The organism is Herbaspirillum aquaticum (assembly GCF_002213425.1).
GTDB classification, from domain to species: domain Bacteria; phylum Pseudomonadota; class Gammaproteobacteria; order Burkholderiales; family Burkholderiaceae_D; genus Herbaspirillum; species Herbaspirillum aquaticum.
Genome location: NZ_NJGV01000015.1, coordinates 37,008 through 59,640 on the forward strand (window position 1 = coordinate 37,008; position 22,633 = coordinate 59,640).

The 22,633-nt window shown below is 60.6% G+C and carries 20 protein-coding genes; 12 read left to right on the top strand and 8 right to left on the bottom strand.

The genetic code is table 11. The features are described 5' to 3' along the window. Positions 1-398: 398 nt before the first annotated feature. Entirely contained in the window at positions 399-1,349 is a 951-nt protein-coding gene (locus CEJ45_RS15745; protein ID WP_088756017.1) for a LysR family transcriptional regulator, read from the bottom strand. Between the two features lie 129 nt (positions 1,350-1,478). Between CEJ45_RS15745 and CEJ45_RS15750 the strand changes: the two genes are divergently transcribed. The 3 genes from CEJ45_RS15750 (at position 1,479) to CEJ45_RS15760 (ending at position 4,061) form a co-directional block, all read left to right on the top strand. Further along, complete coding sequence (locus tag CEJ45_RS15750) at positions 1,479-2,399, top strand: dihydrodipicolinate synthase family protein (protein WP_088756018.1); 921 nt, start codon at positions 1,479-1,481, stop codon at positions 2,397-2,399. 249 nt (positions 2,400-2,648) lie between these two features. Then, complete coding sequence (locus CEJ45_RS15755) at positions 2,649-3,362, top strand: Imm52 family immunity protein (RefSeq protein WP_141107010.1); 714 nt, start codon at positions 2,649-2,651, stop codon at positions 3,360-3,362. A 96-nt stretch (positions 3,363-3,458) separates the two neighbouring features. Next, positions 3,459-4,061, top strand: a complete 603-nt coding sequence (locus CEJ45_RS15760) for a flavin reductase family protein (protein WP_088756020.1) — start codon at positions 3,459-3,461, stop codon at positions 4,059-4,061. A 17-nt stretch (positions 4,062-4,078) separates the two neighbouring features. Here CEJ45_RS15760 and CEJ45_RS15765 read toward each other — a convergent pair whose 3' ends face one another. Further along, positions 4,079-4,720, bottom strand: a complete 642-nt coding sequence (locus CEJ45_RS15765) for a response regulator transcription factor (protein WP_229296866.1) — start codon at positions 4,718-4,720, stop codon at positions 4,079-4,081. 528 nt (positions 4,721-5,248) lie between these two features. Between CEJ45_RS15765 and CEJ45_RS15770 the strand changes: the two genes are divergently transcribed. The 4 genes from CEJ45_RS15770 to CEJ45_RS15785 all read left to right on the top strand — a co-directional run bounded on the left by CEJ45_RS15770 (position 5,249) and on the right by CEJ45_RS15785 (position 9,547). Further along, entirely contained in the window at positions 5,249-6,043 is a 795-nt protein-coding gene (locus CEJ45_RS15770; RefSeq protein ID WP_088756022.1) for a response regulator transcription factor, read from the top strand. Positions 6,044-6,053: 10 nt separating this feature from the next. Next, positions 6,054-8,774: a hybrid sensor histidine kinase/response regulator gene (locus CEJ45_RS15775; RefSeq protein WP_088756023.1), complete on the top strand. Its 2,721-nt coding sequence runs from the start codon at positions 6,054-6,056 to the stop codon at positions 8,772-8,774. 177 nt (positions 8,775-8,951) lie between these two features. Continuing rightward, on the top strand, positions 8,952-9,233 hold the full coding sequence (locus tag CEJ45_RS15780) for a type II toxin-antitoxin system HicA family toxin (protein ID WP_088756024.1): 282 nt from the start codon (positions 8,952-8,954) through the stop codon (positions 9,231-9,233). Further along, a complete protein-coding gene (locus tag CEJ45_RS15785) occupies positions 9,221-9,547 on the top strand; it encodes a type II toxin-antitoxin system HicB family antitoxin (protein WP_088756025.1) in 327 nt (108 codons plus the stop codon). Before CEJ45_RS15780 ends, CEJ45_RS15785 begins: the two co-directional genes overlap by 13 nt. A gap of 18 nt (positions 9,548-9,565) precedes the next feature. Here the strand turns inward: CEJ45_RS15785 and CEJ45_RS15790 are convergent, their stop codons facing one another. From CEJ45_RS15790 to CEJ45_RS15800, 3 genes are all read right to left on the bottom strand, one after another. Further along, complete coding sequence (locus CEJ45_RS15790) at positions 9,566-9,793, bottom strand: hypothetical protein (RefSeq protein WP_088756026.1); 228 nt, start codon at positions 9,791-9,793, stop codon at positions 9,566-9,568. Between the two features lie 124 nt (positions 9,794-9,917). Next, positions 9,918-11,738: a sensor domain-containing phosphodiesterase gene (locus CEJ45_RS15795; RefSeq protein WP_088756027.1), complete on the bottom strand. Its 1,821-nt coding sequence runs from the start codon at positions 11,736-11,738 to the stop codon at positions 9,918-9,920. 13 nt (positions 11,739-11,751) lie between these two features. Then, positions 11,752-13,497: a methyl-accepting chemotaxis protein gene (locus CEJ45_RS15800; RefSeq protein ID WP_088756028.1), complete on the bottom strand. Its 1,746-nt coding sequence runs from the start codon at positions 13,495-13,497 to the stop codon at positions 11,752-11,754. A 251-nt stretch (positions 13,498-13,748) separates the two neighbouring features. On the opposite strand from CEJ45_RS15800, the gene CEJ45_RS15805 reads away from it, so the two are divergent. After that, positions 13,749-14,762: a MerR family transcriptional regulator gene (locus CEJ45_RS15805; RefSeq protein WP_088756029.1), complete on the top strand. Its 1,014-nt coding sequence runs from the start codon at positions 13,749-13,751 to the stop codon at positions 14,760-14,762. Positions 14,763-14,981: 219 nt separating this feature from the next. On the opposite strand, the gene CEJ45_RS15810 is transcribed toward CEJ45_RS15805, so the two are convergent. Further along, the gene (locus CEJ45_RS15810) at positions 14,982-16,703 is read right to left on the bottom strand and encodes a methyl-accepting chemotaxis protein (RefSeq protein ID WP_088756030.1); all 1,722 of its coding nucleotides are present in this window, start codon (positions 16,701-16,703) and stop codon (positions 14,982-14,984) included. Positions 16,704-17,133: 430 nt separating this feature from the next. Between CEJ45_RS15810 and CEJ45_RS15815 the strand changes: the two genes are divergently transcribed. After that, on the top strand, positions 17,134-17,337 hold the full coding sequence (locus CEJ45_RS15815) for a hypothetical protein (protein ID WP_241517356.1): 204 nt from the start codon (positions 17,134-17,136) through the stop codon (positions 17,335-17,337). Positions 17,338-17,529: 192 nt separating this feature from the next. Here CEJ45_RS15815 and CEJ45_RS15820 read toward each other — a convergent pair whose 3' ends face one another. Further along, entirely contained in the window at positions 17,530-18,447 is a 918-nt protein-coding gene (locus CEJ45_RS15820; protein ID WP_088756031.1) for a hypothetical protein, read from the bottom strand. A 295-nt stretch (positions 18,448-18,742) separates the two neighbouring features. On the opposite strand from CEJ45_RS15820, the gene CEJ45_RS15825 reads away from it, so the two are divergent. From CEJ45_RS15825 to istB, 3 genes are all read left to right on the top strand, one after another. After that, positions 18,743-19,009 (top strand): hypothetical protein, encoded by a 267-nt coding sequence (locus tag CEJ45_RS15825; RefSeq protein ID WP_088756037.1) that lies wholly within the window; start codon positions 18,743-18,745, stop codon positions 19,007-19,009. Between the two features lie 241 nt (positions 19,010-19,250). Then, the gene (istA, locus tag CEJ45_RS15830; RefSeq protein ID WP_158214919.1) at positions 19,251-20,813 is read left to right on the top strand and encodes an IS21 family transposase; all 1,563 of its coding nucleotides are present in this window, start codon (positions 19,251-19,253) and stop codon (positions 20,811-20,813) included. Next, complete coding sequence (gene istB / locus CEJ45_RS15835) at positions 20,806-21,570, top strand: IS21-like element helper ATPase IstB (protein ID WP_158214920.1); 765 nt, start codon at positions 20,806-20,808, stop codon at positions 21,568-21,570. Before istA ends, istB begins: the two co-directional genes overlap by 8 nt. Before the next feature lie 562 nt (positions 21,571-22,132). On the opposite strand, the gene CEJ45_RS15840 is transcribed toward istB, so the two are convergent. Further along, complete coding sequence (locus tag CEJ45_RS15840) at positions 22,133-22,534, bottom strand: lysozyme inhibitor LprI family protein (protein WP_088756034.1); 402 nt, start codon at positions 22,532-22,534, stop codon at positions 22,133-22,135. Positions 22,535-22,633 lie beyond the last annotated feature (99 nt).

Sequence of the window (22,633 nt, forward strand, 5' to 3'; positions counted from 1 at the left end):
AAAGCGGGGGCTGTGCGCCTCGCGGTCGCCTGGCTGCCTTGGTTGCTTCTTTGTTATTTCTTTGTTTTTCCAGAAGGCAACACACAGATCAACTCTGAGAAGCCCAACTGGTATAATCACTATACCATTACACTAGAACAGGCTACCCGAATTATTTGCATGGATGAGGTGAATATCCTTTCACCTCGCCCTGCATCTGCCGTCGCACGGCGGTTTGCGACGTGGCAGTATTCGAACAGGGCATGGGACAAGGGCGAACGAGCGCGGCCGGCAACGGCCGCCTGGACGGCGCAGGTGAAGCACTGCGCCTCAGCGAGAGGACAGAGAAATACGGGGCCGGATGGAGACCACCCCTCCCTGGCCGCTACGTGCAGCGACGGCCGGGCACCCGGACAGGTTCAGGCAGCCTTGGCGCCCTGGCGCAGCAAGCCCACGAAGGCCTCCCCCGCCCTGGACAACTGCCCACCCTTGCGCGTAACGATGCCGATGGTCTGCGACATCGACCGCAGCGTCACCGGCAGGATGCGCAGCATGCCGCGCTTGACGAACATCTCGGCCACCGCCGTGGGCAGGATGGAGACCATGTCAGTGCCCTGCTGCAGCAGGGCCACCGTCACGAAGGTGGAGGCGGTGGAAATCGCATTGCCGGGCATGCTCACCCCGGCCAGGTCCATCTCGCGCTCCAGCACCGCATGCAGCGGCATGTGGCTGGGATAGGTGACCCAGCGATAGCCTGCCAGCGCCGCCAGGCTCATCTGCTTGCCGCGCACTCGGGGATGTTCGCCCGAGACCACCACCGAGAGCGGCTCTTCCGACAAGGGCTGGTAGTGATACTTGCCAGGATTGTCCGAGACGCTGGCACGCGCCACCAGCAAATCGAGATGGCCTTCGTCCAGGAGGCTCAGCAGCTGCACGCTGGTCTCTTCCACGATATCGATGGAAAGCTCGGGATGGCGTCGCTGCAAGGCATCCACGGCCGGCACCACCAGCTCCGGCAAGGCCCCCATGACCGCCCCGATGGCCAGGCGTCCGCCGCGTCCGGAGCGGATCTGCGCCATTTCTTCGCAGAGCGACCCGAGATCGGTGGCCATCAGCCGCGCGTAGCGGATCACGCAGTGGCCGAACTGGTTGGGGATCAGGCCGGATTTGGTGCGCTCGAACAATTGCGCATCCAGCATCGATTCGAGCTCGGCCAGCGACTTGCTGGCCGCCGACTGCGTCATGGCCAGGGCGCTGGAGGCCTTGTGCAGGGACTGGTGATCATCCAGGGCGATGAGCAACTGCAGCTGCTTCATGCGCAGGCGGGACAGGAGACTGTGGAGGCTTTGCTGGCTGGGCGCGGGTTTCATGGGTGATTCCAAAAAGCGATCACATGATGGAAAGTCTTCACTATACAGTCCATCGGGCCCCACGTATATTCAACGCCATCGCACACCGCCATCGCTGTGATGGCCCACGACAACCAAGACGGAGACTCCATGAGCACCCCCATTTACCGCGGCGTATTCCCGGTCGCCCCGACCATCTTTGACGAAAACGGCAAGCTGGACCTGGAAGGCCAGAAGCGCGCCATCGACTTCATGATCGATGCCGGCTCCAACGGCATCTGCATCCTGGCCAACTTCTCGGAGCAGTTCGTGCTCTCCGACGAAGAGCGCGTGCTGGTGCAGGACACGGTCTTGAAGCACGTGGCCGGCCGCATCCCCGTGATCGTCACCACCACCCACTTCGGCAGCCAGATCTGTGCCGAGCGCAGCCGTGCGGCGCAAGATGCCGGTGCGGCCATGGTGATGGTGATGCCGCCGTATCATGGCGCCACCTTCCGCGTGTCGGAAAAACAGATTTACGAGTTCTTTGGCCGCGTCTCCGACGCCATCGACATCCCCATCATGATCCAGGATGCGCCGGTGGCCGGTACGCCCCTGTCGGCGCCGTTCCTGGCCCGCATGGCCAAGGAGATCGAGAACGTCTCCTACTTCAAGATCGAGACCGCCGGTGCCGCCTCCAAGCTGCGCGAACTGATCGAGCTGGGCGGCGACGCCGTGGTCGGCCCGTGGGATGGCGAAGAAGCCATCACCCTGATCCCCGACCTGGATGGCGGTGCGACCGGTGCCATGACCGGTGGCGGCTATCCGGACGGCATCCGCAAGATCGTCGACGCGTATTTCGCGGGCGACACCGAGAAGGCCGCCGAGCTGTACATGCAGTGGCTGCCGCTGATCAACTACGAGAACCGCCAATGCGGCCTGGCGGCGTGCAAGGCGCTCATGCTTGAAGGCGGCGTGATCAAGTCCGACATGCTGCGCCATCCGCAAGCCCCGATGCATCCCAAGGTGCGCGAAGGCCTGCTGCGCGTGGCGCGCCGCCTGGACCCGATGGTCCTGAGCTGGGGCAAGTAAGAGCGCTCACGCCTGCCATGCGCAGGAGGCGATCTGCATCATGAACAACGGGAGCTGCGGCTCCCGTTGTTCATTGGGCGGCCACATGGGTGCAAAGACTTCACGTGCATCAAAATAGTTTGTAGTTTCCCCAAAACATTGCCGTCATTTCCAACAACGGCCGTCCTCTCCCCCATCATCGCGCCTTCACACCGGACGCCCTCTCCTGGCTTGCCTCCGGATTTCCTGAACTGCTCCCCTGTGAAGACCATGGATCTCGAATTGAGCTACCCCTCGCCGCATGCCACGCTACCCGGCGTGGCCGATCATCTGCGCCAGTTGCTGCCGCTGCTTGACTGGCTGGCACTGCAAGGACTCGCCGTGGAAAACTGGTATGCGCCGGCCGCGGAAGCCGGCTCGCCGGAATACCCGGCCTGCCCGCCCGCCTTCGCCGGACATGCGCCCACAGCCGCCGCCATCGCGGTCCTGCATGATGAGGACGCGATGCGGGACGACGACCGTTTGCGCCCGCTGGCCTTGTGGAGCGGTGAAGAAGACGGCGCCGGTGCCTTCCTGCTGCATACCCTGGGCACGCAGCGCTACGGCGAGCCATGCCACCTGCTGTTGCAAAGCCAGTTCCTCCCGCAACTGGAACAGCAGGATACGCTGCTCGCCCTGGTCAGCGCCCTGGTGCAATGGTGGCCGGCGTCCCGGGTGGAGATCGGCATCAGCAGTCCGCAAGAAGAGGACGCGGGGCACGATGAGAATGCCCTCCTCGATGATCCCCTCGGTGCGATCTGGATGCGCTATCTTCCGCGGGTGATCGATGCGTCTGAAGTCCCTGGCAGCAACCGCCTGCATGCGGTTCATGCGGCCGATGGCAGCCGGCTGGGAACGCTGGTCCTGGCGGTGGATACGGACAGGTTTGATCCCGCCAATGAGGCGCACCGCCAAGCCGCCCGCGAACTCGCCGCGTGGCAATGAATGCAGCCCGCGCAGGACAACTTGCAACAGGGCGGGCAAGCACGCAGCAGGCGGTTCTGTGGCATGCTTGCCCTTTATCCCTGCAGAGGAAAATTCATGTCGCAGCCCCTTGCCGCTACCGCTTCCGAGCACTTCCGTCCGGTCGCCCTGGAACACGCCAGCCGCCTCATCAACCACGGCCCGACGGTGCTCATCAGCAGCGCCCATGGCGCGCATCGCAACATCATGGCAGCCGCCTGGTCGATGCCGGTCGAATTCACTCCCCCGCGCATCGCCGTGGTGATCGACAAGAGCACGTGGACGCGTGAACTGGTCAAGCAGTCAGGCAGCTTCGGCATCATCGTTCCCGGTGCGGCCCGGATGGACCTGACCTACGCGGTCGGCAGCGCCAGCGGACGCGACGAAGACAAGTTCGCCCGCCACCAGATTGCTGCCCGCACCGGCCCGGTGCTGGGCATGCCGGTCCTGGAACAAGGCTGTGCGGCCTGGCTGGAATGCCGCTGGCTGCCGCAGGGCCAGACCGAAGATGCCTACGACACCCTGTTCGGTGAAGTCGTCAGTGCCGCTGCCGATGTGCGCATCTTCGAGAACGGCCACTGGAACTTCACCGAAGACAACGCCGACCTCCACACCCTGCACCACCTGGGCGCGGGCAAGTTCGTGGTGGCCGGCAACCAGCTCCAGGCACGCCAGGACTGAGGAGTCGGGCAGCAGCCTCAGCAGGCCTGGATCGCTTCGGTGAAGCAGTAGCCCACGCCATGCAGGGTGCGCAGCGGCAGGTCACACATGGTGCTGTCGCGCCATTTGCGGCGCAGCCGGCTGACGGTCTTTTCCAGGATGCGCTCGTCGAAGCTGACCCACTCCATCCCGAAGGCATGCGCGATGGCGCAGCGGTCGGCAGCATGCCGGGAGCTCTCGGCCAAGGCCTTCAACAACGCCACTTCACGCGAATTGATGCCCACCGCGTCATGCCGTGGCGCGCGCAGCGTGCGTGCGCCCACATCCAGTTGCCACGCCTGCGGCATGACCCGCCGCAGCATGGCATCGAGGTAGGCGTTGAGCAGTTCGAGCCGGTGCGGCAACACTTCGCAGAAGTCGGCACCGCGCTCAAGTCCCGTGATGCGCACCGTCGCACTCTCATGCGTGGCTGCCAGCAGCAGGATGCCCATGCGGGCATCGGCGCTGCGCAATTGCTGCGTGAGCTGGTAGCCCGCCGCGCTGGCGCATCCGACGTGGATGATGGCGATATCGCTCTTGCGTATCGGCATCAGCAACTGCTCACCCTCGGCGCGTACCCGGCTAACACTGTGCCCCTGCTCTTCCAGAAAAGTGCAAAGATTGCGGTTGCGATAGTTCATCAAAATATCTTCTACCAACAATATGCTGGCCATTTGTCTCTCCCTGATCTCATAGCGACGCATGTTCGATGGCGGACCTTGGACACCGGTCCGTTCTGATGGTGAGAAGGGACGCCATCGCAGTTGCAGGGATCGGTCCCGGCAGCGGCAGCGATGCCATGCTCACCACGGAGAGGCAATCTAGCGCAAGAAGCCCGTGATTTTCTCTCCAGGTTTTTGCGGGGTCGCCGACTGGGTTTGCTTCAGGGAAGAATATTTGGCAGTACCAATTAGGGCCTGTTCACATTAAATCTGCGAGTGCGCAGATTTAATGTGAACAGGCCCTAGCATCTGCTGAGCCGGCCACTGCCTGAAAATCACAAGATGGCAGTTCATCGATATCGAATTTTTTCGACAATTTCCTCGACGATGTTTTGCCCATCGACCGCATAGTTTTGATCGCAGGAAAAATATTTCCTGCCAGGCCATTTTCGCTTCGTGTCTCGAACATTTCGCGGTAACTTCCCGCTCATTCAAGATGAGGCGAACATGGTCTACAAATCGATACACCCGGTGTACGCCGGGCCTTTGGCGGGGCAGCGCATCCTGGTCGTCGACGACGCCGAGGAAGATCGCATGCTGCTCTCCGACTTCCTGCTGCGCCATGGTGCGCGGCTGTACGTGGCACGCGATGGACAGGATGGCTATCGCAAGGCGCAGACGGTGCGGCCGGACCTGATCCTGATGGACATCCGCATGCCGGTCTATGACGGACTCACCAGCGCGCGCCTGCTCAAGGCCAATTCCTCCACGCGCAACATTCCGCTGATCTTCCTCTCGGCGGCTGCGGCCACCGAGGAAAAGGTCAATGGCCTGAGCGTCGGTGCCGTGGACTACATCACCAAACCCTTCGATTTCGAGGAAGTGCGGCTGCGGCTATGCGTGCACCTGCGCTCACCCGTGCATGTGGACCTGCCACCGGTCACCCAGACGCCCGTCGGTCCGGCGCCACAAGGCGGCTCCAGTACCTTCGACATGGTGCTGTTCCAGGCAGCGCGCCGCCTCATGATGGACAAGCTCGACCAGCCGCTGGGCCTCAATGCCCTGGCGGCGGCGGTGGGCACCAATGCGCGGCGGCTGTCGAGCGCCTTCAAGCATTGTGCCGGAGTGACCGTCTTCGACTTCCTGCGCGAAGAGCGGATGAAGGAAGCCCGCCGCCTGCTCTCTGAAAGTACCCTCGACATCGGCGCCATTGCGCTGGCGCTGGGCTACAGCAACACGGCCAACTTTTCCACGGCCTTCCGCGAACGCTTCGGCATGCCGCCCAGCCAGTTCCGGCGCTGACGAGAGGACGATGTCACGCTTGCGCGCAGCACTGCTGTGGTCTTGGCTGCTGCTGTGCAGCCTGCTGTCGCCCCTGGTGCTGGCCTCACCCGCACCGCCCTCCATCGAGCTGGCCAGCATCGCCACCCACCAGGTCATCACGCCGCAATTGCAGGTGCTGCGCGACGCCCGCGCCAGCGAGCTGCTCTCGACCGCGCTGGCCAGCGGTCCATGGGAAGCCATCCACATACCCATGCTGCAGGAGGGCTACAGCACCGGCGCCTTCTGGCTGCGCGGACAGGTCCGCAACGACAGCAGCGAGCATGTCACGCGCTGGCTGGCGATGGGGTCGGCACGCTTGCAGGACGTGCGGCTGTACTGGCTGCCCGCTCTACCCTCATCGTCCGCGAACACGGTCGATGAGCTCATCCCGCGCTACGCCGGTACCCTGCATCCGATCGCCCGGCGTGAAATCGCCAGCCGCACTCCCCTGTTCCCGCTGACGCTGGCCCCGGGTGAAGAACGCCAGTGGGTGCTGCGGGTGGCCGGCGATTCAGCCATCGATCTCAATGTGGCGCTCTGGGAAAGCGCCGCGTTCCGGCAGGATGAAGGACGCGAACTGTCCATCCAGGCCTTCGTGCTGGGCGTGTCGGTGTTGCTGGTGACCTATGCGCTGATCCAGGGCATGGCCTGGCACGACCGCGGCTTCGTGCTCATGGCCGCGTGGATCGTGACGGCGCTGGCGTACATCTGGACCTTCCAGGGGTATCTGCAGCTGTATCTGTTTCCGCAAGGCGGCGCCTGGCTGGTGCGCACACCGGCCACCCTGGGCTGCCTGGCCACACTGCTGTACGTGCGCATGAGCTATGTGCTGGTCGGGCTGCAGCGCCTGCGCCCCTGGAACAGCGTCTATGCCGTCATCCAGGCGCTGCTGATCGCGGTGATCGGCGCAACCGCACTGGGCAACTATCGCGTCACCGCCCCGCTGGCCAACGCCACCGCTGCACTAGCCTATGTGATGTGGCTGGCCTCGCTGCTGCACGCCTGGCGCGCTGGCCTGCCCCATGCCCGGGTATTGACGCTGTCCTTCGCCCTGGCCTGGCTGGGCATGTCGGTCAAGCTGCTGGAACTGAACGGGCTGGTTGATCGCAGCCTGCTGCCGGACTGGCATTTCGCGGCGCTGTTCCAGATCGGACTGTTGTGCATGACGGCCCTGGTGATCATCGGCCGCGCGCTGGAACTGCACCGCAAGCATGACCAGATGCAATGGGCGATGCTCTACCTGCGGGTACGTGAGCAACTGAAGCTGGAACAAGCCGTGGCCGCGCGCACCCGCGAACTGCGCGAAGCGCTGGAGGCGGCCGACCAGGCCAACCGCGCCAAGACCGGCTTCCTCACCCGCATCAGCCATGACCTGCGCACGCCGCTGACTTCGATCCTGGGCTTTGCCGACATGCTGCAGACCGGCGGCGACGAGCGCGCGCGCCACGGCCGCATCATCGTGCGCAGCGCGCGGCACATGCTGGCCATGGTCAATGACCTGATCGACTATGCACGCGGCGACCGGCCCGACCTGCCGCACCCGGCCCCGGTCTACGTCCACGCCCTGCTGCAGGAGATCGGCCAGGAAGCCAGCCTGCTGGCCCAGCGCCAGCACAACGCCTTCCGCCTGCAGGTGGCGCCGACGCTACCGCCGGTACTCACGCTCGATGCGCGCCGCGTGCGGCGTATCCTCGGCAACCTGCTGGACAACGCCGCCAAGTACACCCGCGATGGCCGCATCGTGCTGCAGGTGCAATGGCATCCTGCCTCGGCGCAATCCGGCATGGGGGTCATGGAAATGCAGGTGCGCGACACCGGCTGCGGCATTCCGCTGCATTTCCAGAAACGGGTGTTCGAACCCTTCGAACGCGCCCATGCGGACCGCTCGCAGCCGGGCATCGGCATGGGCCTGGCCATCGTGCGCCAGTGGATCCAGCAGATGGGCGGGCAGGTGGCACTGTCGAGCCGGCCCGGCGAAGGCACCACGATGACGCTGCGCCTGCCGGCGGCCATCGGCAGCGAGCACGACGTGGCCCGCCATGACGCCCCGGAAGACGCCAGCGGCCGCCTCCTGATCGATGGCGAGGGGCGCCTGGTGCTGGTGGTGGAAGACCATGCCGACATCGCCCAGTTGCTGGGCGACCAGCTTGGCAGCGTCGGCTTCGCGGTGGAGCTGTATGCCGATGCCGAGCGCGCCATCGCCCGCATGGCCGCGCCCGATGCGCCCGCCGTGGCGCTGGTGATGACCGATTTCCAGTTGCCGGGCCTGCATGGCGATGCCGTGCTGGAGGCGGCGCGGCGACTGCTGCCCGGCATACCGGTCCTGCTGCTGTCAGCCACGCTGCAGCCCGAACGCGGCCAGGAGGACGGTGGACAGTTCGATGCCTGCCTGCTCAAGCCGGTCAATTTCCTGGAACTGCAGGAGACCATCGGCCGGCTGCTGGGCCTGCAGAAACAGGAGCCCTTCTGCGAGGACGGTACCGCCCCGCCCTTGCAGCGCCCCGCTCCGGCCGACCTGCAGGAGGCGCTGGCGCTCATCGAGATGGGGGCGGTGTCGGATTTGCTGGACTGGTGCGATACGCTGCAACGAAGGAACCCGGTCTGGACGGGTTTTGTGACCATGGCGCGGCAACTGGTCATGGATGCGGACCTGAGCACGCTGGAGGCGCTGTGCCAGACGGATCAGCCGGTGCAATCCGTCGATGAATGAGGGGAGCGCGATGCGATGGCCGCTAACGCCCATCCAGATACTGCCGGGGCAGTCCGCCAATGGGACAGCAAAGTAACTTGATCGAAAAAAATGAAGATTGGATGATGAATTGCGGGGATCGCAGGGCTTATCCCTGAAGAACAAATATGATATCATTTTTTGATATCAACCCAAGCCATGAAAAGCATCCATCGACGAACTCTTCTGGCCATCTTCAGCGATCCGATGGCACGTTCGCTCCAGTGGCGCCAGATCGAAATGCTTTTCCTGGCCATCGGTGCGCAGCTGGTAGAGGGACGCGGATCGCGCGTGCGCTTCATGCTCGGTGACGCCATGGGGACATTTCACCGTCCACATCCGGCCAAGGATGCAAAGCCTTACCAGATCCGAGATGCCCGTACCTTCCTGCGCAACGCAGGATTCGACCCGGAGAAAGGAATGAGGGAATGGGAACAATGATCTACAAGGGCTACGCGGCCCGAATCGAATACAGCGATGAAGACGAAAGTTTCATCGGCCGTATCGCCGGAATTCAGGATGTCGTCGGATTCCACGGTGACTCTGTTGTCACATTGAAGGCGGCGTTCGAAGAGGCGGTCGACGATTATCTGGAAGCCTGCGCCAAGGTGGGCAGGGCCCCGCAGAAACCGTTTTCGGGAAAGTTCATGGTGCGCGTCACACCTGAAATCCACGCGCACGCAGCCACGATGGCGGAGGCACGCGGCATGAGCCTGAACGCTTGGGCGGCACAAGCACTCGCGCTCTATCGCTGACAAGACCCGGGCGGAAAATCAATCCCGCTCCCGGCTGCGTTCATCCATCCGCGATGATTCGCCCTCGGGACGGCTGCGCGCCAGTTCCGCATTGCGCTGGTTGATCTGGTACTGCTCCTCGGCATGCTGGAAGGCCAGTTGCTCCTTGGGCGAACGGCTGCATGCCCCCAGCGTCAAGGGCAGCAACACAGCCAGGACCAGGACGGCGATCGACGCCAACGGGAGGGGGGCCGGTTGGATTGTCACGGATAGTCTCCAAATTTATATTTCTATCCGGCAATATACCCCTCACAAATACTCACTGCAAGTCTCTGTTCCGGCGCTGCTGGCGCTCAGCGGGCCCGTCACCGCGGGAGGGAGGCCCAGGCGCTCAATCCCGGGCCGCGATCCAGTCCCAGGTATCGGCCGCCGTCATCGGGCGCGCGATGCCATAGCCCTGACCGAATTCGCAACCGAGATGATGGAGGATGCGGCGGCATTTCTCGGTCTCCACGCCTTCGGCCACCACCGCAAACCCGAGCTTCTGGCCCAGGTGGATCATCGAGGGCACGATCTGCTGGTCCGAATAATTGCTTTCCATGCTGCGAATGAAGGACTGGTCGATCTTCAGGTAATCCGCAGGAATGTTCTTGAGATAACTGAGGTTGCTGAATCCGGCACCGAAGTCATCGATGGCTACCTTTACGCCCAGGCGCTTGATCTCCTGGATGCGGCCGTAGAGTTTCTCCGGGTTCTTGCTCATCGCGCTTTCGGTGAACTCGATCTCGATCAGGCCAGCCGGAATGCGATGGCGACGCAACTGCACTGCCAGCGTCTGCACCAGGTCATCGTTGTCGAAGTCGCGCGCCGAGACGTTGATGGCCACTGGAATGGCCCGCCCCTGGCGAGCCCAGGCCGCGGCCTGTTCGATGCCATGCTGCAGCACCCACAAGGTGACCTGGCGAATCAGCGCGGTCTTCTCGGCCAGTGGAATGAAGAGCGCCGGCGAGACCACGCCATGTACAGGATGGCGCCAGCGCAGCAGCGCTTCCACCCCGGCGCACTGGCCCGAGGACAGCGCAATCTTGGGCTGGAATTCCAGCCACAGCTGGTCTGCCGACAGCAATGCTCCCGGAATGGCCGAGAGCAATTCGAAGGAATGTTTCTGCTGGCGTCCCAGCGGCTGCTCGTAACTGCAGTGCAGCACGCCGGACTCGCGGGCCATGTCGGCGGCCGTCAGCAGGGAAGGCACCAGTTCACCGACTTCACCGCACTGGGCCAGGGGCACGATCCCGACTGAAATCTGCAGCCGATGCGGAATGCCCTGGTGCTCCACCGTGCCGGCAAAGGCGCGCTCTACACGCTCGACCTGGGGCTGCCAGCGATCCCTGCGCTCCAGGTAGGCGAAGGTGGTGGTGCCGATGCGATAGAGCGCAACCTCCCCGAGCGCCTGCCGCAGTTGGTCCATGGCCTGGATCAGGAAGCCCTCGACATAGTCCCAGCCAAGCGCCTTGATCATGTCGCGCAGGTAGATCCGGTCACAGATGTCGACCGCCACCGCCGTGAGCTTGCCCGACTGCCTCCCGCCTTCCGGCCCGAACGCGGCCAGCTCCTGCAGGTCCGCATCCAGGCGGCTGCGGTTGGGCAGCGCAGTCAGGCTATCCATGTAGCTGGCTGCCCGCAGCGTATCCAGGCGAGCCATCACCACGGCCGCCAGCTGCCGCAGCGTCAGCCGCTCGGCCCGGGTGAATTCCGTACGCGGGGAGGTGCTGATCACGCACAGCGTACCCAGCCTGACGCCGTCGGCCGTCTGCAGCGGGGCACCGGCATAGAAGCGGATGCCAGGTGCACCGGTCACCAGCGGATTGGCGGCAAATCGCGCATCCTGGCAGGCATCCGGCACCACCATCACTTCGTCCTGCTCGATGGCGTGGCTGCAAAAGGATTGCGAGCGCGGCGTGCCGGGTGCCTCCAGGCCGCGCCGGGACTTGAACCACTGACGCTGCTCGGCCACCAGCGAGACCAGCGCAATCTCGGTCCCGAAGAGCGAACAAGCCAGTTCCGTCACAAGATCGCAGAGCACATCGGGCTGCGTGTCCAGCACACAGTAGCTATCCAGTACCGCAAGGCGCTGCTGCTCATGCGGCGTTGGCGCGTCCTGCTGGAGGGTCGCCGTCAGCGCGGGCGACAGGCGGAGGAGGTCTGCGTGCATGTGGTCGCCCTGTTCAGAAAGTGACCCATTCGTCAGAGGCGCCGGCCGCGTGGCGGCTCGCCAGGACGGGTGCCAGCGGCTTGCCCAGGCGCGGCTCCCGCACCGGTGCACGCGGGGTCACGGCAAGCGCAGCCGGCTTGGCGGGCACGCTGGCCGGCGCTGGTGCAGCAGCGACCGCATCCACGGCGAGGTCCTGCTCAGCATGGCCATCCAGGCGGAACACACTGACGGCCTGCGCCAGTTCCTGTGCCTGTTCCTGCAGCGCTTGCGAGGCGGCAGCGGCTTCTTCCACCAGGGCTGCGTTCTGCTGCGTGACCTGGTCCATCTGCCCCACCGCCTGGCTGACCTGTTCGATGCCGGAACGCTGCTCTTCGCCTGCAGCACTGATCTCGTTGATCATGCCGGTCACACGCTGCACGCTCTCGACGATCTCGCGCATGGTGTCGCCGGCTTCGTTGACCAGCACGCTGCCGGACTCCACTTTGGCCACGGAGTCGCTGATGAGGGACTTGATTTCCTTGGCAGCGGCCGCCGAGCGCTGCGCCAGGCTGCGCACTTCGGTGGCCACCACCGCAAAGCCACGGCCCTGCTCGCCGGCGCGCGCCGCTTCCACGGCGGCATTCAACGCCAGGATGTTGGTCTGGAAAGCAATGCCGTCGATGACGCTGATGATGTCCACGATCTTGCGCGAGGACGCATTGATTTCTTCCATCGTTTCCACCACGCGGCTGACCACGCCGCCACCGCTGCTGGCGATGTCGGAAGCGGCCTGCGCCATGCGGTTGGCTTCACGGGCATTGGCGCTGTTCTGCTGCACGGTGGAGGTCAGCTCTTCCATCGAGGAGGCGGTTTCCTCCAGGGAGCTGGCCTGCTGCTCGGTACGCGAGGACAGGTCCAGGTTGCCGCTGGCGATCTGCGAAGAGGCAGTGGCAATCATGTCGGTGCCACGGCGCACGCCGGAAACGATATGCACCAGGCTGGCATTCATGTCCTTGAGGGCGCCCAGGAGTTCACCGGTCTCATCACGCGAACGCACCTCGATGCGCGCGGTCAGGTCACCGCCGGCCACCTGGCGGGCCAGGCGTACGGCCAGCGCCAGCGGACGGGTGATGTTGTTGGCCAGCCACCAGGCCAGCAGCATGGCCAGCGCCACCGAAATGATGCCGCCGATGATGAGCGTATTGCCGGTCACCGATTTGAGGGCGGCGGCTTCCTCAGCGCGGGCTGCCATCAGCGAGGACTCGGCATTGTCCATCTCGCCCAACAGGCGGCGCATGTTGTCCATCTCGGTCTTGCCCTTTCCGGCCTGCTCCAGCGTGCTCACGGCCGCCATCTGCTCGCGCCCCTCACGCACCGCACGGCGCAGGGTGATGGCCGGCTCGATGGCGGTATTGAGCCAGCGCTGTTCGGCCTCCGTGATCAGCTGCAGTCGCTGCTGCTGGGCCGGATTGTCGGCGGTCAGCTCACGGGCTCTTTCCAGGTATTTCTTGAAGTTGGCGTTGCCCAGCTGGTACGGCTCCAGCGAGGCCTCATTGCCGGTGAGCGAAAATCCACGCTGGCCGGTCTCGATGTTGATGAGGCTCTCGATCATGCCCTGCAGCTGGTCGCGCACGTCATAGGTATGCACGTTCCAGTCATTGGCTGCACCCAGCCGCGCGAAATTGGCATACGCCACACTGACCAGGATGACCAGGATGGCGGAAATCATGCCGAAGCCGATATGAAGGCGGGTGCCGATTTTCAGGTCCGATAGTTTCATGATGGTTCTTTCAGGGGGACTGCAAGGTTTCTCGAATGGATCGACACGTGTCCACGGGGAGCGGGCCGATTCTTGTTGTTGATCACGATGTTTCACATCCAAGCAAAAGCGTGACATACTGGCAAAAATCACAAAAACAAACAGAAATATTTACCAATCTCTTGCAACAAATTTGCTTTGCAACGACTCTGAACAGATATATTTAAAAAATATCCGTACATTTTGAAAATATTTTCGTTAAAAACATGACAATGACGAACAAACAAGCCCCCTCTCCTCCCCCGGCAGCCGCCGAGACGATGGAGCTGTCCGACCTGCCGCTGCTGCGCCCTGGCGCGGTAGCGCGCCAGCTGGGCATGTCTGTCGAGACCCTGCGCGCCTGGGAACATCGTTACGGCATCACCTCATCGCAGCACAGCGGCGGGGGGCAGCGCCTGTATTCGCAGGAAGACCTGCAACGCCTGGTGTGGATCAAGGCCCTGGTGGATGCCGGCCATCGCATCGGCAAGCTGGCCACCCTGGCCCCGCAAGACCTGCAGGCGCTGGCACAGGCCCTGCCCGCAGAGGCTTACGCGACGGCAGGCGCAGGTCATGGCGAGCACCCTTCGCACCCGCCCACGCGGCTGGTGCTGGTCGGCCCGTGGATGGCCGTCAAGGCGGTGGCGCAGGCACTGGAGCATCGGCAACTGCGCGTAGCGGCTGCCGTCGAAAGTCTTGATGAACTCGACCTTGCACAGGTCGACGCCGAGCTGCTCGTGCTGGAAAGCACGGTCCTCGACAGCGATCTCGACCTGCGTCTTGAGCGCCTCTACAGCGACTCCGTCAAGCTGCCCATGCTGATCCTGTATCGTTTTGGCTCGCCAGACATGGTGACGCGCCTGACCGAGGCCGGGCATCGGGTCGTGCGCAAGGCCGTGGAAGGAATCGATGTGGAATGGCTGTGCGAGATGATCCGACGCATGGAGCCGGCCACCGGCCACGCCGGGGGCGAGGAGGACGCCTTGCCGGAGCCGCGCTTCAGCGAGAGCACCCTGGCCTCTGTGTCGGAGCAGTCCGATCGCATGCAATGCGAATGTCCGCGCCATCTGGCGGAACTGCTGACGGCATTGGCCGGCTTCGAGCGCTACAGCCGGCAATGCGAGGATGACACCGCAGAAGAAGCCGAACTGCACCGCGAACTGCGCATCGCCGCCGGACGCGCGCGGCTGCCCCTGGAAGATGCCTTGCAGAAGCTGGTCCGCTTCAAGGGGATTGCACTGGGCTAGGCAGGAATGCGGAAAGAGGCGTCGAAGAAATCACGTCCCCAATTCCGGTCCGAACAGACGCGCTAATTGACACCTGAATTCGGCCCCGAATTCTGCGCTCAATTCACGCCTGAATCCTGGCCTTGATGCCGGCCACCATTGGGCCGCGAAGACGTAAAAAAACAGCGCGCCCAATGGACGCGCTGCTTGTTCACACTGTGCTACCGGGCTAGCGCAAGCTCAGAACTGCTCCCAATCTCCCTCCGCTGCCGCCGGCTTCAAGGCCGGTTGCGCCGCCGGCAAGACCTTGGCGGGGGCACTCGCCTTGGGTGCAGGTTTGCGCGGCAAGGCCGCCGCACGCGGCGTGACATCCACCGTGCGCGGCGCACTCACGGGTGCCGCACGATGCCCTTCATGGCTGCTCAGCTTGAAGATGCTGACCGTTTGCACCAGGCGGCCGGACTGTTCCTGCAGCGATTGCGCCGCCGCTGCCGCCTCTTCCACCAGCGCGGCATTCTGCTGGGTCACTTCATCCATTTGCACGATGGCCTGGTTGATCTGTTCGATGCCATCGCTCTGCTCGCTGCTGGCGGCGGTGATCTCGGCCACCACATCGGTGACGCGCTTGACGCTGGCCACCACTTCATCCATGGTCGTGCCGGCCTGCTCGACCAGCCGGCTGCCGCTATCGACGCGCTCCACCGACGCATCGATCAGGGACTTGATTTCCTTGGCTGCGGCCGCGCTGCGCTGGGCCAGCGTGCGCACTTCGGAAGCCACCACCGCAAAGCCGCGACCCTGCTCGCCGGCCCGTGCCGCTTCCACGGCCGCATTGAGGGCCAGGATATTGGTCTGGAAGGCGATGCCGTCGATGACGCTGATGATGTCCACGATCTTGCGCGAGGCATCATTGATCTGGCCCATCGTCTGCACCACTTCACCGACCACGCTGCCACCTTGCATCGCGACCTGCGAAGCGGTCGCGGCCAGGGTATTGGCTTGACGGGCATTGTCGGCATTCTGCTTGACGGTGGAGGTAAGTTCCTCCATGGCCGAGGCGGTCTCTTCCAGGGCGCCGGCCTGCTGCTCGGTACGCGAAGACAGGTCCAGGTTGCCGGTGGCGATTTCGGCGGAGGCCGTGTTGATGGTATCGCTGCCCTGGCGCACTTCGGTCACGATGCGATGCAGGTTGTCATTCATGGCCTTGAGCGCCGCCAGCAGTGCGCCGGTTTCATCCTTGGCGGTATCGTTGATCTGCACCGTCAAGTCGCCGGCGGCCACCGCCGTGGCTACGTGCACCGCCTCGTTGAGCGGACGGGTGATGGAGCGCGTGATCATTACAGCGCACAGCACCGAGATAAAGATCGCTACAGCAGACAACACGATCACCGTATTGACGGCATTGGACGAGACATCCACACCCTTGACCACGCTCTGATCCATGATCGACACCTGGAAGGCGATCAATTCCTTCAGTGCGGCCAAGTATTTATCCTGCGCCGGGATCAATTCCTTGAAGAGGAAATCTCCCGCCTCGGCTTTCTTTTGCTGGCGCAGCAATTCAAGCATCCGGTCACGCGGTTTTGCATACTCGGCACGCACATCCCTGAGCTTGGCGAACAGCTCCTTGCCGCGCGGCGTATTGAGGCGCTTCTCCAGCTCCGCCATGTGTTCGCTGACCTCGCGCGTATTGTTCAATGCGCGCTCCACATATTTATCCACGTTTGCCTGGTCAGGGGCGATGATGGCGTTGCGCAAGGCGCGAGCGGCCGTATTGACCTTGTCGTTGATCTGGTTCACCAGCGCCACCTTGACGTAGCGGTCATTGACGATTTCGTCGGTGATGGCGCTGACCGCCCACAGATTCTTCACCGCCACAAACCCGATCACGCACATCACCACGATGAGTCCAGCAAAGGCCGCGCCGAGCCGAACACTGATCTTGATATCCGAAATTTTCATACTACCCCCTTGATCGTTTTACACCTGAGCCATCCCAAGAAACCCCTGGTCCCGGCACGCCTGTCGGCACCGAAACGAGTTGACTATAAACGATTTATTTAACGGATTCGACAAAAATGTTTTTAGGGCGATTTTTCGTGGCTTTTTCACGGCAGAGTTGCCAAGCCGATTATTCAAGCGTGATCAACGGTGAGGATTGACGCGCGGAAAACCCCGTTCCGCAGGGAAAATACTGGTGCAAAGCAACAAGCCGGACTTCCCCCAAAAGCAACACCGGGCTTAACGTACATCAAACTTCACATGCTTTCCGGATCAATTTGTATTGCAAAAAAGGAAATCAAAATACATCTGCAGTAAAATACAAATGGTGAATTTGATTAATTTGATTCCAGATTGACATGACTCACCAGAAGTCAGCCCGGAGTAAGCCATGCCCCTCAAACGTCTCAACAACAAGGTCAGGATCACTTCGCTGGTGCTGGCCATCCTCGGCAGCGCACTGTTTGGCTATGCGCTGCTCAATGGCAGCCTGACCAGCAGGGAAGCGGCCCTCAAAAGCGGGGAAACCGCCACCCTCAACATCGCCACGGGCTTGTCGACCCAGGTCAACCTGAGCTTTCGCGCGGCCGACTGAGTATTCTCCGTCAAAGCACCACCTCGCCGATTTAATAGGAACCAGGCACTATCCACGACGGGAGCCATCTGGCGGCATTAGTTGGCACCACCCGATATCAATTAGACGGACCAGCCGATCTCTCCAAATGGTGCAAGTGCCATCTCGCCATCGAGGCCAGCCATTATCTCTAAGTAGCACCACCCAATATTCTTAAGAGGCACCAGACGATGCCATACCGAGACGCAGCCTCAGTTCAGAGCGTTCTTGGAGCATCTGGCAACCTACTTCGGTAGGAGGGCCAACTTCAAGATCAGGAATGAGCATTGGTAAAAATTCATCTTGATGCCGCGGCTCAGATTCACTCATGGCTTGGATAAGGTAAAAATCAGGATGGCGCATTCGTCCATTGATCTTTTTTCGAGACAATTCCGCGTAGAGATGGATGACCTCAGACCCAAGGTCAAATCGGAACGCATCCCACGCTCTTACGTAACTGTATTTTGAGGCACTTGATAGGTATCGACGGGCGTATAGCTCATAGAGCAGTTGCCCCACATTCAATGCCACTAACTCATTCCTCATCAACACCAGTGCCTGGAAGATAGCGATTGCGCATTTCCATGCCACGATTCCGTCATCGCGATCCAGCGCCAACCTGAGAAGAATCGTGAGCGCGGCCAAGCCATCGAGCGTTCTGTCCTTTATCAGGGCTTCTAGCTGGAGGGGCGGTGCGGACGCAACAACTTCCCTTTTGCTTGACAGCATCAAGTTCTGAGCGCGGCTGGAGAGTGATCCTATCCAAACTATCGCCTCACTTTGAATAGGCCCGCGATAACGTAACACTCGCCACACGGTGTGTTCAACGTAGGCCTGCGTCCCAGGCACTCGTCTGTTTGCGTACTCGATCAAAGTAGCATTGGGCATCCGCTTGCCGCTGCGGTAGTGCGCAAATTTCTCATTTTTATCGTCTTGCCCGAGGCGATTAACGGTGTTCTTGTGGGGCTCAAGTGCCTTGCGCACTTCCGTAGCCTTGTCTGAGCCGACTGCGTCAGCGATCAAATAGAACCAGGAAATTGATCGAATGCGATCAACCTCGATGTCTTTGCGCGGTTGCCGTTCTGCCGTCATATCTCATTTTCAACGAAAAAGACCGTCCAAATTGCGTTTGGCGCAATTTCTTCGGGAAATATTGCTTTAGAAGAACCAGACATTTTAACCAGTACGGTCGCAAAGCCGAGCGTACTCAAAGTACGTCTGGAATTACCGTTGCCGGCGAACGGTGTTTCGAGAAAACTCGGATTTCCCGCCTATTCTGTCGGGTAGTCAGTAGGCACAGCCGTCGCTATTCTCGCGAGATACGCATATACCCCCTTTGAATGAGTAACTAGCTGTGACAAACGAATTCGAGCCCTCTGAAACCGACATGGATCTAGACGTCCTGATGGCTCGCGAACTCACGCGCCAATATGGCCCACTGCTATCCGGTGATCGCTTGAGAGTAGTGTTGGGATATTCGACTAAAGAAGCCTACCGTCAGGCGATGGCACGCAAGACCTTGCCGGTGCTTGTATTCGAGATCGAAAACAGAAGAGGAAAATTCGCACTAACCATCGACGTTGCGCGCTGGTTGGTTCAGGAGCGGACGAAGGCCGCACAGAAGAGTGAAACCGAGAAAGGAGCCGTCCCATGAGCTAGTTCATTCGACATGCAAAGGGGACACAAAAAAGGCCAGTGATTGCAGTCACTAGCCTTTTCAACAGCGCTGGAAAATTGGTTTCTCCGCGCCCAGTATCCCCCTTTCATACCATCCGTGTCAACACCTTGCTTTGGCCGAGGGGAAGTTGTACGCCCGTACATCTCCCCGCGCCTGAAGCCTCTTTTCTGCGCGCATTGCCGCGCTGGATATGACTATGGTTAAAAGGAGAACCAACGTGCGCATCGTACGTGACGTCCTGAGATATACGTTCGACATGAACTATTCTCAGCGGCGGATTGCCACCATGACTGGCTTGAGTAGGAAGGCAATCGACCGCATTCTGAAACAGTTCGACAAGCAAGGTCTGAGCTGGCCAATGCCTGCCGACATTGACGATAAGAAGCTTGATGGACTGATCTACCCGAAAAGGCGAGACCGATCCGCCTACGGAACGATCGATTTCGCCCATATTGATCTTGAAATGAAGAAGGCAGGAGCCACTCTTGCAATCCTTCATCAGGAATGGGTAACGCAGGATCCCGACAAGCACCGCTATCAATACGCCACTTTCTGCAAGAAATACACGACCTGGAAGAAGGCTCAGCGCCTATCCATGCGCGGCGAAATTCGATATGGCGAAGCCGCCTTCGTGGACTACTCAGGCAAGACGGTGGGAATCAAGGACAAGACCACCGGCGAGATCCGACAGGCCCAGTTGTTTGTCGGTGTACTTGGCGGGTCGAACTACACGTTTGCAGAACTGACCTGGACGCAACGTCTTCCGGACTGGCTTGCTTCCCACATACGGATGTTTGATTTTTTTGGTGGTGTCCCAGAGACGGTGGTGCCGGACAATCTCAAATCGGCGGTCACAAAAGCCTATCGCTATGACCCGCAGATCAACGAATCCTATCTGCAGCTGTGCCGCCACTACGGTACGGCGCCGATTCCTGCGCGAGCGCGCAAGCCGAAGGATAAGCCACGGGCCGAGGCGGCAGTTCTCCTTTGTCAGCGCTGGATCCTGTTTCGGCTCCGAAAACGCAGTTTCTTCACCTTGGCAGAAGCCAATCAGGCCGTTCGAGATCTTCTTGAGGAGTTGAACCGGAAGAGTTTCCAGAAGATCTCGGGCAATCGCTTTTCTCGCTGGGTTGAGCACGAACAGCCCGCGCTGGCACCACTGCCGGCGCAACGCTATGAAGTGGCCGAATGGGGTGTCGTTCGTGCAGGCCCTGATTATCTGGTCAGGATCGACGGCCACTCGTATAGCGTTCCTCATGACAAGCGTGGCCAAGAGTTCGACTATCGCGCCACCGGCACTTCTATTGAGCTGCTGCAGTTCAATCAGCTGGTCGCAACCCACATGCGTAGCACCGAGAAAGACGGCTTTACCGTATTGCCAGAGCATCGACCTGCATCACATGACGCAGTTCAGGGGTGGACAAAGGAGCGCGCAATGCTGTGGGCCAAGGAAGTCGGACCGATGACCGCTACCTACTTGGAAGCCTTGCTCGATCGCAACCGAGGGCGGCATTCCGGATACCGGACTACGCAGGCGATGCGAGATTTGGCAAAACGGTACGGCCATACTCGTTTGGAGCAGGTCTGCACCTACGCCTCGGCCAATCACATCATCGGCACCAGAGAGCTACGCGATCTACTGAATAAAAGGCTGGACTTGCTCATGGCAGGCGATGAACAAGAGGATCAGCCTCCCACCATCGAGCACGGCAACATCCGTGGATCTGAGTACTACCAAACTTTGCTGCAAGCACATGGAGAGAATAGCAATGATGAATAATCTGACCATCGAAAAACTTCACCAGCTTCGTCTGCCTGGCATGGCTGCGGAGTTTGAACGTCAAATCACAACGCCGACGGCAAGTGATCTTCCGTTCGAGCAACGGATGCGCAGTATCGTGGATCACGAAATCACGGTCCGGAAATCACGAAAACTGCAGATGCTACTCCGCCGGGCATCGCTGCCCTTGAACGCCTCGCTTGAGGACGTCGACTACCGGACTCCGCGCGGACTGGATAAATCCTTGTTTCTGAGCTTAGGATCGCTTGATTGGATTCGTAACCGACACAACGTCGTCATTACAGGGCCGACTGGCACAGGGAAGTCATGGTTGGCATGTGCATTGGCACACCAAGCATGCCGAGATGGACTGGCCAGTTACTTCATTCGTGTGACTGCACTCGTTGATAGTATGGTGACCGCCCGCGCGACGGGGTCATTTGGGAACCGTCTTGAGGGGCTGAATAAGTACGATCTTCTCGTCATCGATGATTGGGGCATTGATGCGTTCAATAAGCGCGCACAGAATGACTTGCTGGAACTCATTGTTAAACGCCTAGATAATCGTTCTATCCTGTTTACCAGCCAATTCCCAATGAGTTCGTGGCATGCTGCTTTCAATGATAAGACGATCGCTGACGCAACCATGGATCGCGTCGTGCACAGTTCATACGTGCTCGAGCTCAATGGAGATTCGATGCGTAGTGCTAACGCACCGGTCTCTAAGCGTAGTGGGAAAAAGACCGAGAAACAGTAATTGCATACTGCCGCAGGAACTTGGTCCGCACGGTGGCATGCCATTTTTCTAGATGGTATGCAGGGACAGTTCCTCGGTAGTTTATCTGCGCCCGTTGTATCGGTCTGCGAACAAAGGCGAGATGTCGCACAGCATATTTCGAAGGCTCGTGGACACTCAGTTCGGTTTGGGTTGGGCCCCTAAACCGGAACGAACTGGACAGTGCGGCGGCTACCTGGACAGAACGAAGCGTAGGAAGTCCGTTATTTGCCGTCACCGAGGCCGAGTAGCGTCTATCTGACGGTTTTAGCTGGGATAGGAAAGTACTTCTACTACTTTAACTTTCGGATTTTGCTTGATGTGCGACTGGCCCCAAAAATAGGCTAATGCCGCCGCCTCAGAGGCGTAGCCCCTCAATGTGACCGAGATTGGGCCTGATCCTTGTGTATACTTGATAACGTAAGTCATTGCTGGCATCTGAATTTCCTGTAAAGTTAGCTAACTATATAGCTTGGCGTGTAGGCTCATTAAATAACATAAGGTACCTCTAAATCAGTCTGCTTTTGGCGGATAGCAGAAGAACCTACTGTATCCGCTTAAAAATTTGCTCCAGCACCGTCGCTCGCTCTGCCCGTTCATCTAGCGAACAATATGCAGCATTCAGCCGATCATCCTGGCCATTAAATTCATGGCCATCGTAAAGGAATGCGCAATCCTTCTCGGTGTAGTCAAGCCACGCTTTTTGCGCTTTACGCAGCTCATCCTGCTTTTGCTTGGTGAGTGCGGCAATAAGTGCTTGATAGGCTCTATTAAGGCGTTTGTCCTGGCGCGTGAATTCTTTGTCTACGCAGTCCAAGGTATCAAAAGTCACTCCATTAGCTTTCGCTTCGCAACGCTTGAACTCCGGCGTAAGCAAACTCTCGTCACGCGCATGAGCGAACTGACAAATCAATAGGATAGCAAGGATAAGTAAGCGGATTTTCATTTCAGTTAAAGTGGACCCATCCGTCAAGACAGCGTTTGCCAGAATTTAAGCTGCATCCATGACTTCACTTGCAGCAGAACAGCGCTGCCCTGATCCTGC